We start from the raw sequence: 15,649 nt of genomic DNA, 5'->3' as shown, positions 1-15,649 counted from the left end.
TCCCTCTTGGGAGGGATGGCCCTGGCGGGCGGGCTGACGCAGGCTCGCGAGGGATTGCGTGCGCCTGTCTGGAGGGTGGGCAGGCGCCTGGGGTGCCTCCGGTGTGAGCGGGGCACCGGGTAGGATGCGGGACGGGCCTCATCGTGAAGGGATGCCGCATGTCGAAGCCGCTGGAGGTCATCAACGCCGTCTTGAGCGCGGGCTTCGAGGGCCTGGGGCCGCTGTGCGGCGCGACGGAGCTGGCGGACGAGTACCTGCGGGATCCGCGCTACGCGAACCATGAGGCGCGGATCGATTCGCTCATCCACTGGGAGACGGGGAAGCTGTTCACCACGGGCTTCCTGTCCGGGCTGGGCGGCATGCTGACGCTGCCGGTGGCGCTGCCCGCGGGACTGGGCGTGTCGTGGGCGGTGCAGGCGCGGCTGGTGGGCGCCATCGCGCGCATCCATGGACACGACGTGGAGGAGGACCGCGTGCGGACGCTCACGCTGCTGGCCATCGTGGGCGACCTCGGCAAGGAAGTGGTGAAGAAGGCCGGCGTCGAGGTGGGCCATCAACTGGGCCTGCGCGCGCTGGAGGCGGTGCCGGCGCATGCGCTGGGCAGCATCAACCGCGCGGTGGGCTTCCGGCTGGTGAGCAAGGCTTCGCGCAAGGGCATCGTGAACTTGTCGAAGGGAGTGCCGCTGGCCGGTGGGCTGGTGGGGGGCGCGGTGGATGCGCTCGCGTGCCTCGCGGTGGGCGCCACGGCGCGGCGGCTGTTCGCACCGGCGACGGCGCTGTCCGTGCCGGGCATGTCGCCTGGATGACCGGGCGCGGGGCTTGTCGTTGACGGTCGCCCCGCGCGCTGGAGTCATCCCGGCGCATGGGTCGCCTCCTCGTCGTCCTCGTCGCGCTGGGCCTCGCCGCGGGAGGGTGCCGGCGTTCGTCCGAGGCGCCGGGCACCGGGGGCCGCACGCGCATCGTCTTCAAGTTCCAGCCGCTGTGGGGCGACCCGAAGCCGTTCCGTGAGCTGCTGGCGCGGTACGAGCAGGCCAACCCGGACGTGGAGCTGGTGACGGAGGCGCTGCCCAACGCGTCGGACCTGGCGCACCAGTTCTTCCTCACGTCGTTGCAGGGCGGGGCCACGGACTTCGACGTGCTGGTGGCGGATGTCGTCTGGGTTCCGGAGTTCGCTCGCGCGGGCTGGGTGGCGGACCTGACGGAGGACTTTCCCCCCGCGCGCCTGCGGGAGGAGTTCCTGCCCGGCCCCGTGGACGCGGTGGTGATGGACGGCCGCACGTACGCGGTGCCCTGGTTCGTGGACGTGGGCGTCCTCTACTACCGCACGGACCTGGTGCCGCGCGCGCCGCGCACCTACGAGGAGCTGCGGCGCTTCACTCGCGACGCGATGGCGAAGACCCCCGGCCTCCAGGGCTATGTGTGGCAGGGCCGGCAGTACGAGGGCCTGACGTGCAACGTGTACGAGGCGCTGTGGGGGCACGGCGGGCAGTCGCTGGGGCCGGATGGGCGCGTGCTCCTGGAGACGGAGCCGGCGCGCGAGGCGCTGGCGTACCTGCATGGCCTCATCGCGGACGGGCTGTCACCGCCGACGGTGACGGGGTTCGGCGAGGAGGAGGCGCGGCGCGTGTTCCAGGAGGGCCGGGCGGTGTTCATGCGCAACTGGCCCTATGCGTGGCGCGAGGCGCAGGCGGAGGGCTCGCTCATCCGGGGCAAGGTGGGCATCGCGCCGCTGCCGACGAAGGATGGACAGCCGGGGTGGGGGACGCTGGGCGGGTGGCAGCTGGCGGTGAACGCGCACGTGTCGCCCTTGCGCCGCAAGGCCGCCGCTCGCCTCATCGCGCACCTGACGTCGCCGGAGGCGAACCGCGTGCTGGCGCTGCACTACGCGCGCAACCCGCCACGGCTGGCGCTGTATGACGACCCGGTGCTGCGCGCGGAGGAGCCGTTCATCGCCAGCCTGAAGGACGCGCTGGTGCGGGCGCGGCCCCGGCCGGTGACGCCGTATTACCTGCTCATCGCGGACGTGCTCCAGAGCGAGTTCTCCGCCGCCGTCGCGGGCCTGCGCACGCCGGAGGAGTCGCTGGCGCGCGCGCAGAAGCAGGTGGATCACCTGACCGGAGAGCAGCCCGAGGAGGCGCGGTGAGGGGCTCGGGTTCGCAGGCGAGAGAGCGGCGGCAGGCGTACCTGCTGGTGATGCCGTCGGTGGTGGTGCTGGCGGTGGTGGCGCTGTACCCGGTGCTGGCGGCGGTGTGGCTCAGCCTGCACCGCTTCATCCTGGTGTTTGGCGAGCGGCGCTTCACGGGGCTGGCGAACTACGCCTACCTGCTGGGAGACGCGCGCTTCGGGTCCGCGCTGGGAAACACGGTGTACTTCACGGCGGTGGCGGTGGCGGTGGAGCTGTTGCTCGCGGTGCCGCTGGCGGTGCTGCTCAACCGCGCGTTCCCGGGGCGGGGGCTCTTGCGCGCGTCGGTGCTGGTGCCGTGGGCGATCCCCACGGTGGTGAGCGCGCGGCTGTGGGCGTGGATGTTCAACCCGGACTCCGGGCTCATCAACCGGCTGTTGGGGGGCGCGGAGATCAACTGGCTGGGGGCGCCGGGGTATGCGCTGCACGCGGCCATCCTGGTGGACGTGTGGAAGACGACGCCCTTCGTGGCGCTGCTGGTGCTGGCCGGGCTGCAAGGCATTCCGGAGGACCTCTACAAGGCGGCGCGCGTGGACGGGGCGTCGCCGTGGCGCCAGTTCCGCTCCATCACGCTGCCGCTGCTCAAGCCCGCGCTGCTGCTGGCGGTGCTGTTCCGGTCGCTGGATGCGTTCCGCGTGTTCGACGCCATCTACGTGCTGACGGAGGGCGGGCCGGCGAACACGACGGAGACGCTGAGCATCTACGCGTACAAGACGCTGATGCGCTCAGGCGACTTCGGGTACGGCAGCACGCTGGCGGTGGCGACGTTCCTGGGCGTGGTGCTGCTGGCGGCGGTGTGGCTGAAGTGGCTGGGGCGCGAGGAGGCGCGGGAATGAAGCGGCCGGGGTTGGGCACGGCGCTGGCCGTGGTGGCGTTCCTCACGTTCTTCCTGGGCCCGTTCCTGTGGCAGGTGCTGACGAGCCTGTGGCCGGATGGAGAGCTGACGCGGCCGTGGCCTTCGCACCTGACGGGCGCGAACTACCAGAGCGTGTTGTTCGGGCGGCCGTTCCTGTGGGCGGTGTTGAACTCGCTGGTGGTGGCGACGTTGACGACGGTGTTCTGCCTCACGGTGGGCGCGTCCGCGGCGTTCGCGCTGGCGAAGCTGGAGTTCCGGGGGCGCGGGCTACTGCTGTCCGCGGCGCTGGGCGTGTCGATGTTTCCGCCCATCGCGACGGTGAGCCCGCTGTACCTCATCCTCAGCGCGGTGGGGCTGCGGGACAGCCTGGTGGGGCTGGCGCTGCCGTACACGACGTTCGCGCTGCCGTTGACGCTGTGGGTGCTGACGTCGTTCTTCCGCCAGCTGCCGGACGAGCTGTATCGCGCGGCGCGGGTGGATGGGTGCACGCCGGTGGGCGCGTTCCGCCGGGTGCTGTTGCCGCTGGCGGCGCCCGGGCTGGCGACGACGGCCATCCTGGTCTTCATCTTCGCGTGGAACGAGTTCCTCTACGCGCTGACGTTCCTGTCCACGCCGGAGAAGCGCACGGTGCCGGTGGCCATCAGCCTCTTCGCCAGCGAGTACAAGGAGCCGTGGGGGGAGATCGCCGCGGCGTCGGTGGTGGCGACGCTGCCGCTGGTGGTGCTCACGGTGCTGTTCCAGCGGCGCATCGTGTCCGGGCTCACGGCCGGGGCGGTGAAGGAGTGATGCGCTCCCGGGTGGGCTGACTACCGGCCCGCCGCCGCCACCTCCGCCCACAGGTTCTTGCCTTCCAGCACCGCGTTGAGCGGCTCGCGCCGCTCGGAGACGCGCAGCAGCACGGCGGCCAGTTGATCCAGGTGCATGGGCTTGAGGTTGAGCAGCAGGGGCAGCTTGCCCAGCGCGTGCAGGACGCCGGGAGGCGCGTGGTATTCGCCCTCCAGCGCGGGCGGGCGCACCATCGTGTAGGCGAGGCCGCTCTCGCGGACGATGCGCTCCGCCTCCGCCTTGGCCTTGAGGTACGCGCCCACCGGACTGCCCGCGCCCACCGACGTGAGCAGCACGAAGTGGTCCACGCCCGCGGCCTTCGCCGCGTCCACCAGCTGGCGCGTGGTGCCGATGTCGCTCGTCTCGTACGTGTCCCCGGCCGCGAAGCGCTTGCGCATCGTGCCGATGAGCTGGAGCACCGTCGTGCTGCCGCGCATCGCCTCCGCCAGCGCGGGGGCGTCCGCCAGTTCCAGCACGGCCTTCTTCGGCCAGCTGCTCGCGGGCTCCGTGTTCGCGCTCTTGGGGCGCACGTGCGGGGTCACGGATACGCCCTGTGCCAGGGCCTGTCGCATCAGCGTGCGGCCGGTGGCGCCCGTGGCGCCCGCGACGAAGAGATGACGAGGAGCTGCACTGCTCATGGCGATGCCTCCCGGGCTTCGACCCGCGAAGCCCCCGCACGCCTCTTGAGCACACCGCACCGCCGCTTGCCCAGCGCTTCCCACCACCCCGCGAGAAAGCGGACAGCGGACGTCAGCGCCCGGCCCGGCCGTCAGCGAGTATCCCGGTGGGTTGGAGGCGCGGGCCCGGGCGTCTTCCTCCTCCCTCGCGTGGTTCGCCCCCCGGCCGCGGTCGCGCGGTCCCATCCGCCCCCCGTCGTGGGGTGGAGCGCCGTCGCGAGCTCCGCTCCGAGTGAACCCGCCTGCCCGTAGCTGGAGGGCGTGGATGTGCGCAGCGAGCGGTGAGGAGGCGGGCGCCGTGTTTCAAGGCCATGTCGATCTTCCGCGACGTGGGCCGTCTTTCTGGATGAAACCCCTGATGTTTCCCGAAAGGTTCATCCCCATGGCTCGCTACCTGATGCTGTTGCACGAGACGCCCGCCCACTTCGCCCCCATGTCCCCCGCCGAGCTGCAGGCCATCCTGGAGGAGTACATCCAGTGGAGTCAGCGGCTCCAGCAGGAGGGCCGCCTGCTCCAGGGCGAGAAGCTGCGCGACGAGGGCGGCCGGCGCCTGAAGCAGCAGGACGGACAGCTCCTGGTGTCGGACGGACCGTACGCGGAGGTGAAGGACGTGGTGGGCGGCTTCTTCATCCTGTCGGCGGAGTCGTACGACGCCGCGGTGGCCCTGGCCCGGACCTGCCCCCACCTGCGCCACGGGGAAGTCGAGCTGCGCGCCATCGACGAGGTCTGACGTGCCGTCCACGACGCAGGCCCGGGATGCATTGGAGCTGGCCTTCCGCCAGTGGTCCGCGGGCCTCGTCGCGGCCCTGGCCCGGCGCGTGGGCCTGGGCCGGCTGGACGTGGCGGAGGACGCGGTCCAGTTCGCCATGCTCCAGGCCGCGAGGACCTGGAGCTTCCATGGCGTTCCTGCGCAACCGCGCGCGTGGCTGCTCCGGGTGTCGCTGAACCGGCTGACGGACCTGATGCGGCAGCGCGCGCCCGAAGTCCCGGAGGAGGCCGCGTCCCCGGATGCGGCGGGGCCCGAGCCGGAGGCCACGCGCTACGCGGCCGAGCTTCCGGACGACGGGCTGCGGTTGCTCTTCGCGTGCTGTCACCCGGCGCTCTCGCGCGAGATGCAGGTGACGCTCACGTTGAAGGTGGCGTGTGGGTTCTCCGTGCGGGAGACCGCCGCCGCGCTGCTCGCGGACGAGCCCACCGTGGCGCAGCGGTGGGTGCGCGCCAAGCGGACGCTGCGGGCCTGTCACGCCACGCTGGAGGTGCCGTCCCCGGAGGCGCTGCCGGAGCGGCTGGGCGCGGTGCACTCCGCGCTCTACCTGCTCTTCAACGAAGGCTACGAGGCCTCCGAGGGCCACGACCTGTCTCGCGCGGAGCTGTGCGTGGAGGCGCTGCGGTTGGTGGAGGTGCTGCTCGCGCACCCGGGGACCGCGACCCCGGAGGGCCATGCCCTGGCCGCGCTGTTCTGCTTCCGCGTCGCGCGGCTTCCGGGGCGCGTGGACGCGAACGGCGCGTTCGTGCCGCAGGAGGCGCGTGAGGGCCCGGAGGCTTCGCCCCTGTTGCTTGCGCGGGGGCTGCGGCACCTGCATGCGTCCATGGGGCCGGCGCTGACGCCGCTGCACCTGGAGGCGGAGATCGCCCTGGTGCACGCGGAGGCGCCGGTGCCGGGCCCGGAGGACCGCGCGCGGTTGCTCGGGTTGTACGACGCGCTGCTCGCGCTCAAGCCGTCGCCCATCATCGCGTTGGGGCGCGTGGTGGCGCTGGGGCGGGTGCGGGGACCGGCGGCGGCGCTGGAGGCGCTGGGGCCGCTGCGCACGGACGCGGTGCTGCGGCGGTATCCGTACCGCTTCGCCGTGGAGGGCACGCTGTTGGAGCAGGTGGGGGAGCGGAGCCGGGCGGCGGACTGCTTCCGGCAGGCCGCCGCGCTGGCCCGGACGCCGCCGCAGCGGGAGTACCTGCTCGCCCGGGCTCGCGCCTGCGCGTGAGCCTCATCCCGGCGGGACATCCGGAGCGGCGGAGACGGCGTTCAGCCGCGTTGCCCATCTCCGGGCTGGGTGCTCACGGATGGGGCTGTCAGGGGCCGAAGTACCATTGCTGGTTGGCGCCACCCCAGCAGTCCCAGACCGCGCCGCGGGCACCGTTGTCATTGCTGAGTGCGTAGATCTCCAGGCACTTGTTGTTGAACCTGCTCCGAATCTGGTTTCCGTCTCGGTACCACTTCTGGTTCGCGCCGCCCCAGCAGTCCCACATGCCAACCGTGGCGCCGTTGTTGTTGTTGAATGAAAGCACCTCAAGGCACTTGTTGTTCATGGTGTTGCGGATCTCTTCGCCGTTCCAGTACCACTTCTGGTTCGCGCCGCCCCAGCAGTCCCACATGCCGGAGCGGGCGCCGTTGTTGTTGTTGAAGGCGTAGATCTCCAGGCACTTGTTGTTCATGGAGCTGCGGAGCGTGAAGATTGAGGCAAAGGAAGCCGGGCTGTCTTCGGACCCGCCGAGCCTCGAGTCTCCGCCCTCTGGAGTCCCGTCGGTTGGGACGGCGTCCTCGTGTTCGACGATGAGCCGTGGGTCCTCGGCCGTGGGGCTGGGTGTGTTCGCGGTGCTCGTTGTTTCGTCCCCTGCGCCATGGGCCGCGAGCGGAATCGTCAGGAGAAGGCTGATGAGAATCTCTTTCGTGGTCATGTCTGTCGGTCTCTGGAAAGGCACCGCATGGGCGCCATTGAGCGCGGGATGCGCCCGGGTTCTCATGTTCAGGGTGGGGTGATTTGCGAGCAATTGGCTTTGCGCCCAGGGATTGTGTTGCTCGTGGTCCCATCGAGGCCATGAGACAGGGCCGGCGTCGTAGCGACACGAGGGTGGTTCAAGGTCGCTCCGTGAACGCTTCCCCGCTGAAGCGTTGGCCCGCCTGCACTTCCCGCGAGCGCACGAACACCCGCTCATGAGGCGAGTGCTAGGTCTCCAGCGCGGCCCGTGCTCCTCGACAACACAGCGTGTCTTGAGTTCGCAGCAACAGGCCGTGTCGCCGCATCCACCCGGAATCGCCCGATCCCAAGGAGAACCCCCATGAGCCTCAACATCACGACCCAGCATGCCGAACTGAAGAAGGAGCTTGACCGAATCAACTCGGACAATCGCGTCTCCTTCACCGAGTTCCAGCACATCCGCGATGCGGCCGATGCCAAGATCGACAGGCTGACCGCTCCGGAGCTCCAGGCGCACCTGAAGAAGCTTCAGAAGTCCGTCGATGACGCGGTCGAGGTGCTCCAGCAGGTGGCGCTGGCCGCCAGGAAAGCCAAGCTCGATGACGCCGCCAAGGCGGCGCTGAAGGAGTCCGTGTCCTACCAGATCACCTATCTGGCCATGGGCTTCAAGACGAGCGTCGAGCGGCTCTGAGGGACCACCGCGGGCATGAGGCTCTCGCAGGGCCTCATGCCCGCGGCGAGGAGGTCCTTCAACGAGGGGACACACCCGGGAGTCGCTTCACTCCCGTGTATCCCCCGGAGGCGTGGCCACCACCTCGCGCCCCAGCTCCAGCATCGTGGCGCTCTCCGCCGGGTCCGGGCGCTTGTCGCGCGGGGAGGTGCGGGGTGGGCGTAATGCATCGTCTGTCCGAGACATGAACCCCCGCACCCGTCGGCCCGACACGGCCGGCCTCCATTTTCCCTCACCCACGAGCAGCAACGCAGCCGGTCAGGGCCAAGGTGAACGTCAGACGTGTGTCCTTTGCTCCCTTCGTCGGGGCATTCACAGGAGACGCGTATGCGAATGACGCGAAGTTGGGCGGTATGGCTGTGGCTGCTGTTCCCCTTGTTGGAAGGGACGCTGCGGCCTGGTGCTTTCGCCTCGGTGGGCCTGGGGGTGGACAATGCGCGCTGAGGCCCTGTTGCTGGCCGTGGCGATGCTGGCCACGGGATGCGCCTCCGTGCCGCAGGCTCCCGGGCATGGCCGGAGCTTGAGCCATGCGCCGCGTGGGGCTCCTGCGCCCGCGTGGGTGGAGGCTCCGGGGGATGAGCCTCCACGCGCATTGCGCTCCCCACCGTCCTCCATTTCGGGACCTGGGATGTACCAACGGCTGCTGCGCCGCCAGGGGCCACGCGACGACGCGACAGGCGCTGGGGACGGCAGCAGGGTTGTAGCCGTTGGGGGCGGGGGGCAGGGCGCCGTCCTGACACGCCAAGCCGTCCTCGCGGCCATCGGAGAGGTGAAGGACTCCATGGACAGCCACGAAGCCGCGCTCTTCAAACTGGCGTCCCGTCCTCCAGCCCTCGTGGGATGGGGCTTCACCGGCGTCTTCACGCGATACCTCGACCAGGGCTCCAATCAGTTGACGTGGCTTCGTGACGCGCTCGGGAGTGCCACCGCGTTGACGGATGCGGCCTCGGAAGCCGGTGACACGGACCTGGAGTTGGGCTTGCTGCGCATGACAGGGCCGAAGCTCCAGGCGGCCCAGTTCGGGACCCTCCTGCTTGCCACCTGGGTCGACTTCCTCCACCTCGCTGACGCCATTTTCAGAAACTGCCCGATGTGCAGCGTCGAGAAGTTGTTCGCCGACCTTCATCGCGTGCAGGGAATGATGGAGCCCACGCTGGCGGACCTCTCTTCGCTGGACCCGGAGCGGGTCGAAGCGGCGACCCTCGCGATGCCCGAGTTGATGGGGTCGCTGACCCGTGAGTTCGACACGCTCCATCGAGAGACTCGCTCGACCATGAAGCTGGGCGGGCAGGTCATCGCGGCGATGCAGGCGTTGGAGATGGTCGCCATGATCTCCACGCTGAAGATGTCACTGCCACGGGGGCCGCCTGCGGCTCCGGCGACGCTCGGCGTGGGCCTTGTGATGACTTCCGGTGGAGTCATGGTGGGCTCGCGGATTGTTGTCTCCGCCGAGTGGGTGGAGATGATGCGAAGGCTCGTGCAGGCGGGCGTTATCTCCGTTCCTGCCGCCAGTGCGGCCGTCCTCATTCAGGGCGGACAGGTCATGATGGCCCAGGGGCATCAGGACCTACCCAAGGGCGTGCGCGACGCGTTGGGAGACAGCCCCGAAGTGCGCGGCATGCACGAGACCGGCAGGGCAGGAGCGGGCATGTCCGACGCACCCAAGCACCACGTGTTGCCGCAAGAGCACCGCGAGTGGTTCGAGCAGCGCGGCTTCAAGGGCGACATGGACATCGACCAGTTCTGCGTCCGGCTGGAGCAGGCTCACCACGAGGCGATCCACGGCGGGGGAAACTGGAAGCTGGGGCGCACATGGCCCGGCGAGTGGAACCAGATGATCATGAAGGCCCTGCGCGACGCGGAGGCTAGGACTGGTCGGATGTTGACGCGGAACGAAATCCTGAGGCTCGTCGCGAAAAACATGCGGGATTATAGAGTTCCAATGAACTTCACTCCCGGGCGAGGCCGATGAGCGGCGGAGAAGCTTGGCAGGGCAACGTCAGGGCACGTCTCTACGAAAGGGTCCGGGAGCGTGGCTACAGCTCACTCACCTCCTTTGCCGAGGCGCACCCTGCCGTTCCGCTGTACGTGTTAGCCGACGCGCTTGGCAAAGATGACGTTGCGGCGGTGCAGGTGTTGAGCGGATTGCTTGCAGAGGCGGAACAGCGCAAGCAGGTCACACGCTTCGTCCGCGATGTGCTCGTGCGTGAACTGGCCGAGGGACTCCCCGATGGTTGGCCGGTCGTGATGGACGACGCAAACCGTTTCGAGGTCGCCATGGCTCTCGGTCGTTGGTCGTCCTACACGCCAGAAACGCACGAAGAGCGTGTAAGGCGGGCCGGAGATGCACTCCTCGCCCATCCACCACCACCTGGCTGGCGACCGCTCGGTCCCGATGACGAACTGCTCCGGACGCTCCTTCCTGACGAGGAAGCCTGACCCGCCCAGCGAGTCGCCATGTGCCCCCAGTGTGCCCCTCCACCGTGGAACGAGGGGACACACCCGGGAGTCGCTTCACTCCCGTGTATCCCCCGGAGGCGTGGCCACCACCTCGCGCCCCAGCTCCAGCATCGTGGCGCTCTCCGCCGGGTCCGGGCGCTTGTCGCGCAGGGTGACGAACTCCTCCGCGGCCGTGGGGTGGATGCCCACCGTGGCGTCGAGCTGCTTCTTCGTCACGCCGCACTTCAGCGCGACGGCGAGCCCCTGGATGATCTCCGGCGCGTCCGCGCCCACCATGTGGAAGCCCAGCACGCGCTCCGTGCCGCGCTCCACCACCACCTTCATCATCGACCGTTCATCGCGGCCGGTGAGCGTGTGCTTCATCGGCCGGAAGCTGGAGACGTAGACGTCCACCTTGCCGTAGCGCTCCATGGCCTCGCGCTCCGTGAGCCCCACCGTGCCCACCGGGGGCTGGCTGAACACCGCGGACGGCACGTTCTCGTGGTCCATCGTCACCGGGTTGTTCCGGTACAGCGTCTCCACCATCGCCCGGCCTTCCGCGATGGCCACCGGCGTGAGGTTGAGCCGGTCCGTGACGTCCCCCACCGCGTAGATGCTCTCCACCGATGAGCGCGACTGCCCGTCCACCACCACCGCGCCCCGCGCGTCCAGCTTCACGCCCGCCTCTTCCAGGCCCAGTCCCCGCGTGTTGGGGATCCGCCCGGTGGAGTACAGCACCGCGTCCACCTCCAGCGTGTCCCCCATGCGCGTCATCAGGCTGAGCGTGCCGTCGCCGCGCTTCTCGATGTCCGAGATGAACGTCTCCGTCCGGATGTCCACGCCCTTCTTGCGCATCTCCTGCGTCAGCGCCGCGCGGATGTCATTGTCGAAGCCGCGCAGCACCGTGTCGCCGCGGATGAGCATCGTCACCTTCACGCCCAGCGCCGCGAAGATGCCCGCGAACTCCACGCCGATGTAGCCGCCCCCCACCACCGCCACCCGGCGCGGCAGCGACGGCAGCTCCAGGGCTTCCTCCGACGTGATGGCGTGCTCGATGCCCGGCACCTCCGGCACGTAGGGCCGTCCGCCCGTCGCCACCAGGATGCGCTCCGCCGTGTAGCGCCTCCCCGCGACCTCCACCGTGTGCGCGTCCACCACCCGGCCTCGGCCCTCCACCAGCGTCACGCCCGCGTCGCGCAGCAGCCGCCCGTAGATGCCCGTCAGCCGGTCCAGCTCCTTCGCCTTCGCCGCCTGGAGCCGCTTCCAGTCCAGCGCGGGCCCGTTCACCGTCCAGCCGTAGCCCGCCGCGTCCTCCAGCTCGTAGCGAAAGTGTGATGCGTACACGAGCAGCTTCTTGGGCACGCACCCCCGCAGCACACAGGTGCCACCCACGCGCCCCTCCTCGCAGATGGCCACCCGCGCCCCGGAGGCCCCCGCGCGCCGGCTGGCCGCCACGCCGCCAGACCCCGCTCCCAGCGTGAACAAATCGAAGTCGTAGCCCTCCATCGATGTCCTCCTCCGTGTGTTGAAACAGGGTGTTTCATCACCCCACGGGAGAGGGGCCTGCCGGGCCCTGCCCGCCGGGCCGCCCCCCCGGGGTCCGAAGCGCCAACTGCTTCGCCTGCCCTCGTCACATTCAATCCCCTCCCGCACGGGAAGGGGAGATATCCTCACGGGCAGGGCGGCCCCCCCTCATGTCTCACCCTCCTTCCTGCCAGACTTCCCCCCGCGCGGATTCGCCGGAGGACTCCGACACGTCCCCGGGCATGAGTCCGGAGGTGGTGGGGCGCCGCTACCGCATCCTCGACCTGCTGGGCCGAGGCGGCGCGGGCACGGTGTGGCGCGCGCAGGACGGCCTGTCCGGCCCGGTGGCCCTCAAGCGGCTGCACAAGACGGTGGCGGACCTGGCGCGGCGCCCCGGGCGGGGCACCCCCTCCGCCTTCGCGACCCAGGGCATGGCGCTGTCGCTGGCCCACGAGTTCCAGACGCTGGTGTCGCTGCGCCACCCGCACGTCATCCGCGTGCTGGACTACGGCTTCGACGTGGAGGGCCGGCCCTACCTGGCCATGGACCTGCTGGAGGACGCGCGCACGTTGGTGGAGGCCGGCGCGGACGCGCCCCTGGTGGTCCAGGTGGGGCTGTTGATCCAGACGCTCCAGGCGCTCGCGTACCTGCACCGGCGCGGCATCATCCACCGCGACTTGAAGCCCGGGAACGTGCTGGTGGTGCGCGGGCAGGTGAAGGTGCTGGACTTCGGCCTCGCGGTGGGGCGCGACCAGCAGGGCCGGCGCGCGCACCCCGCGGGCACGCCGGGCTACCTGGCCCCGGAGCTCTTCGAGGACCAACCCCCTTCCGAGCAGACCGACCTCTTCGGCTTCGGCGCCATGGCGTGCCAGATGTTCTTCGGGCGCCTGCCTCACGCCGGTCAGGTGTTCGCGACGCCGGGCTTCCCGCCCGCGCTCAAGGGCGTGCTGGAGCGGCTGGTGGCGCCCGACGCCCACCGCCGGCCGCGCGACGCGGAGGCCGTCATCGCCGCGCTGTGCGACGCCTCCGGCCAGTCCCCGCCCGCCGAGTCCGCCGCCACGCGCGAGAGCTTCCTCCAGTCCGCGCGCTTCGTGGGCCGCGTGAAGGAGCGCGAGCACCTGACGGACGTGCTCGACAAGGCGCTCTCCGGCCAGGGCGGCGCGTGGCTCATCGGCGGTGAGAGCGGCGTGGGCAAGTCGCGCCTGCTGGACGAGCTGCGCGCGCTGGCGCTGGTGCGCGGCGCGGTGGTGCTGCGCGGCCAGGCGGTGGACACCGGCGGCGGGCCGTACCAGGAGTGGCGCGCGGTGCTGCGCTGGCTGCCCATGCTCACGGAGCTGTCCGACCGCGAGGCGCGGGTGCTCCGGCCCCTGGTGCCGGACCTGGAGTCGCTGCTGGGCCACGCGGTGCCGGCCGCCCCGGAGGTGGACGCGGAGATGGTGCAGCTGCGCCTGCACCAGACGGTGGAGGACCTCTTCTCCCGGCTGCCACAGCCCACGGTGATCATCCTGGAGGACCTGCACCAGGCGCACGCCGAGTCCCTCCAGCTGCTGGGACAGCTGGCGGCGCGGGCCCCGGGGCTGCGGCTGCTGCTGCTCGCGAGCTTCCGCGACGACGAGTCCCCGCAGCTGCCGGGGCAGCTCCCTGGCGCCCGCGTGCTGCGGCTGCCCCGCCTGGACGCGGAGGAGATCGCGCTGCTGGGCGAGTCCATGCTGGGCACCGTCGGCCGCAGGCCGGACGTGGTGGAGCTGCTGCTCCGCGAATCGGAGGGCAACCCCTTCCTGCTGGTGGAGGTGGTGCGCGCGCTGGCGGAGGACGCGGGCGGCCTGGACCGGCTGGGGGCCCGCGCGCTGCCCCAGCGCGTGTGGGCGGGCGGCATGCGCGCCCTGGTGCAGCGCCGGCTGGAGAAGGTGCCCCGGGAGGCGCGGGGGCTGCTGGACCTGGCGGCGCTCCTGGGCCGGGAGCTGGACCTGGGGGTGCTCCAGCGCGCCGCGCCGGACGTGGACGTGGAGGCGTGGCTCACCGACTGCGCGGCGGCGGCGGTGCTGGACGTGGCGGATGAGCGCTGGCGCTTCGCGCACGACAAGCTGCGCGAGCGGCTGCTGGAGGACCTGTCGCCCGCGTCCCGGCCCGCGCTCCACCGGCGCGCGGCGGAGGCGCTGGAGGCGGCCCACCCCACGGGCCACGCCGCGGCGCTGTCGTACCACTGGGGACAGGCCCAGGACGTGGCCCGCGAGGCGCTGCACGCGCGGCGCGCGGGCGAGGAGGCGCTGGCGGTGGGCGCGTGCCGGGAAGCGCTGCCGCTGCTCGCGCGGGCGCTGGCGGCCGTCCCGGACGCGACGCCGCTGGAGCTGGGCGGCCTGGAGGCGCTGCTGGCGGAGGCGCGCTTCCAGCTGGGCGACCTGGCGGCCTTCCGCGTGCACGCGGAGGCCGCGCTCGCGCACTTCGGCTGGCGCGTGCCGACGACGCGCGCGGCGTGGGTGCTGGGCACGCTGGGGCAGGTGCTGTCCCGGGTCGCGCAGAGCGCGCGGCCGGACGCGTACGTGGATGACTCCGCGCGGCGCCGCGAGGCGCGGCGGGTGGCGGGCCGGCTGCTGATGCGGCTCACCGACGCGTTCATCTACGCGCAGGAGGCGCTGCCGGTGCTCTGGAGCGGCCTGCGCATGCTCAACCTGTGCGAGCCCGCGGGCCCCACGCCGGAGCTGGCGCGCGGCTACACGGTGATGGCGGTGGTGGCGGGGACGGTGCCGCTGCACCGCGTGGCGGACGCGTGGGTGAAGCGGGCGCAGGAGGTGGCGGAGCGGGTGGGCCGCCCGGCGGACCTGGCCTATGTGCTCAACCGCAACGCGGTGTGCGCGGTGTACCAGGGGCACTGGGACGACGTGGAGGCCTGGCTCGCGCGGGCGACGGCCATCGTGGACTCGGTGGGGGACCTGCGGCTGGCGGAGGAGTGCCGCGCGCTGCTCACCGTGTCGGTGCTCTACCGGGGCCAGTTCGCGCGGGGCCTGCCGCTGATGGACTGGCTGGAGGCGTCCGCGGTGCGCCGGGGCGCGGTGCAGACGCAGCACTGGGCCATGCACTACCGCGCGCACATCCTGCTGCGGCTGGGCGAGCACGCGCGGGCCCGCGTGGCCCTGGAGCCGGCGCTCGCGTGGACGGAGGCGCACGGCGGCGTCACCGACCGCATCATCGTGGACGGCACGCTGGCGCTGCTGTGCCTGCGCGAAGGCGACAGCGTGGGCGCGCGCGCCGCGGCGGAGAAGGCGCTGGTGCGGCTGTCGGCGGGCAAGCCGGTGGCGCACTTCGTCTACTTCGGCGCGACGGCGGTAGCGGAGGTGCTGCTCACGCTGTGGGCGCGCGAGATGCCGGGGCCGGGCTTGCAGTCGCTCGCGCACAGCGCTCGGGCCGCGCTCCAGGCGCTGGAGGTCTTTGCTGGCGTGTTCCCCTTCGGCGAGCCCGCCGCGTGGCTGTGGCGCGGCTGCGAGGCGTGGCTCGCGGGCAAGCAGCGCAAGGCCTTCCGCGCGTGGAGGCGCTGTATCGTGGAGTCCGAGAAGCGGCGGACGCCCTACGAGGCCGGGCGCGCGCGGCTGGAGTGGGCCCGCCACCTGCCCGATGGCGACCCGGAGCGCGCGGAGCTGCTGCGGCGGGCGGTGGAGGACTTCACCCGGCTGGAGGCGCGCGAGGACCTGGCGCAGGCGCTGGCCGAACAGGGCACCGCGGGGTGAG

The 15,649-nt window shown here is 71.4% G+C and carries 14 protein-coding genes; 10 read left to right on the top strand and 4 right to left on the bottom strand.

Annotation, left to right across the window (positions count from 1 at the left end; all coding sequences use genetic code 11):
• Positions 1 to 158: 158 nt before the first annotated feature.
• Genes GTY96_RS36480 through GTY96_RS36465 form a run of 4 tightly spaced genes read left to right on the top strand, consistent with a single transcriptional unit; the run spans position 159 to position 3,824 of the window.
• A complete protein-coding gene (locus GTY96_RS36480) occupies positions 159 to 806 on the top strand; it encodes an EcsC family protein (protein WP_143903307.1) in 648 nt (215 codons plus the stop codon).
• A 56-nt stretch (positions 807 to 862) separates the two neighbouring features.
• Positions 863 to 2,143 (top strand): ABC transporter substrate-binding protein, encoded by a 1,281-nt coding sequence (locus GTY96_RS36475; protein WP_143903309.1) that lies wholly within the window; start codon positions 863 to 865, stop codon positions 2,141 to 2,143.
• Positions 2,144 to 2,193: 50 nt separating this feature from the next.
• Positions 2,194 to 3,018: a carbohydrate ABC transporter permease gene (locus tag GTY96_RS36470; RefSeq protein WP_201756730.1), complete on the top strand. Its 825-nt coding sequence runs from the start codon at positions 2,194 to 2,196 to the stop codon at positions 3,016 to 3,018.
• Positions 3,015 to 3,824 carry a carbohydrate ABC transporter permease gene (locus GTY96_RS36465; RefSeq protein WP_143903313.1) on the top strand — a complete coding sequence of 270 codons (810 nt, stop codon included), beginning with the start codon at positions 3,015 to 3,017 and terminating at the stop codon, positions 3,822 to 3,824. The genes GTY96_RS36470 and GTY96_RS36465 overlap by 4 nt, the downstream gene beginning before the upstream one ends.
• Positions 3,825 to 3,844: 20 nt before the next feature.
• On the opposite strand, the gene GTY96_RS36460 is transcribed toward GTY96_RS36465, so the two are convergent.
• Positions 3,845 to 4,501 carry an NAD(P)-binding oxidoreductase gene (locus GTY96_RS36460; RefSeq protein WP_143903315.1) on the bottom strand — a complete coding sequence of 219 codons (657 nt, stop codon included), beginning with the start codon at positions 4,499 to 4,501 and terminating at the stop codon, positions 3,845 to 3,847.
• 397 nt (positions 4,502 to 4,898) lie between these two features.
• Between GTY96_RS36460 and GTY96_RS36455 the strand changes: the two genes are divergently transcribed.
• Complete coding sequence (locus GTY96_RS36455; RefSeq protein WP_235686126.1) at positions 4,899 to 5,270, top strand: YciI family protein; 372 nt, start codon at positions 4,899 to 4,901, stop codon at positions 5,268 to 5,270.
• A 1-nt stretch (position 5,271) separates the two neighbouring features.
• Positions 5,272 to 6,519 carry an RNA polymerase sigma factor gene (locus GTY96_RS38475; protein WP_161667117.1) on the top strand — a complete coding sequence of 416 codons (1,248 nt, stop codon included), beginning with the start codon at positions 5,272 to 5,274 and terminating at the stop codon, positions 6,517 to 6,519.
• 88 nt (positions 6,520 to 6,607) lie between these two features.
• Here GTY96_RS38475 and GTY96_RS36445 read toward each other — a convergent pair whose 3' ends face one another.
• Positions 6,608 to 7,213 (bottom strand): RICIN domain-containing protein, encoded by a 606-nt coding sequence (locus tag GTY96_RS36445; protein WP_161667116.1) that lies wholly within the window; start codon positions 7,211 to 7,213, stop codon positions 6,608 to 6,610.
• A gap of 381 nt (positions 7,214 to 7,594) precedes the next feature.
• Between GTY96_RS36445 and GTY96_RS36440 the strand changes: the two genes are divergently transcribed.
• On the top strand, positions 7,595 to 7,924 hold the full coding sequence (locus GTY96_RS36440; protein ID WP_143903321.1) for a hypothetical protein: 330 nt from the start codon (positions 7,595 to 7,597) through the stop codon (positions 7,922 to 7,924).
• 87 nt (positions 7,925 to 8,011) lie between these two features.
• Here GTY96_RS36440 and GTY96_RS36435 read toward each other — a convergent pair whose 3' ends face one another.
• Complete coding sequence (locus GTY96_RS36435) at positions 8,012 to 8,149, bottom strand: hypothetical protein (RefSeq protein ID WP_161667115.1); 138 nt, start codon at positions 8,147 to 8,149, stop codon at positions 8,012 to 8,014.
• Positions 8,150 to 8,744: 595 nt separating this feature from the next.
• On the opposite strand from GTY96_RS36435, the gene GTY96_RS36430 reads away from it, so the two are divergent.
• Both GTY96_RS36430 and GTY96_RS36425 read left to right on the top strand, forming a co-directional pair.
• Positions 8,745 to 9,935 carry a DUF2380 domain-containing protein gene (locus GTY96_RS36430; protein ID WP_328701124.1) on the top strand — a complete coding sequence of 397 codons (1,191 nt, stop codon included), beginning with the start codon at positions 8,745 to 8,747 and terminating at the stop codon, positions 9,933 to 9,935.
• On the top strand, positions 9,932 to 10,402 hold the full coding sequence (locus GTY96_RS36425) for an NUDIX hydrolase (RefSeq protein ID WP_161667113.1): 471 nt from the start codon (positions 9,932 to 9,934) through the stop codon (positions 10,400 to 10,402). The genes GTY96_RS36430 and GTY96_RS36425 overlap by 4 nt, the downstream gene beginning before the upstream one ends.
• A 75-nt stretch (positions 10,403 to 10,477) precedes the next feature.
• Here GTY96_RS36425 and gor read toward each other — a convergent pair whose 3' ends face one another.
• Positions 10,478 to 11,908, bottom strand: a complete 1,431-nt coding sequence (gene gor, locus GTY96_RS36420; RefSeq protein WP_161667112.1) for a glutathione-disulfide reductase — start codon at positions 11,906 to 11,908, stop codon at positions 10,478 to 10,480.
• Between the two features lie 260 nt (positions 11,909 to 12,168).
• Here gor and GTY96_RS36415 point away from each other — a divergent pair, with 260 nt between their 5' ends.
• On the top strand, positions 12,169 to 15,648 hold the full coding sequence (locus GTY96_RS36415) for a serine/threonine-protein kinase (RefSeq protein ID WP_235686125.1): 3,480 nt from the start codon (positions 12,169 to 12,171) through the stop codon (positions 15,646 to 15,648).
• Position 15,649 lies beyond the last annotated feature (1 nt).

Origin of the sequence: Corallococcus silvisoli (genome assembly GCF_009909145.1) — a bacterium.
In the GTDB taxonomy this organism is placed as follows: Bacteria; Myxococcota; Myxococcia; order Myxococcales; family Myxococcaceae; genus Corallococcus; species Corallococcus silvisoli.
The sequence above is the reverse complement of the archived record's forward strand: the minus strand, read 5'-3'. Positions and strand labels throughout refer to the sequence as shown.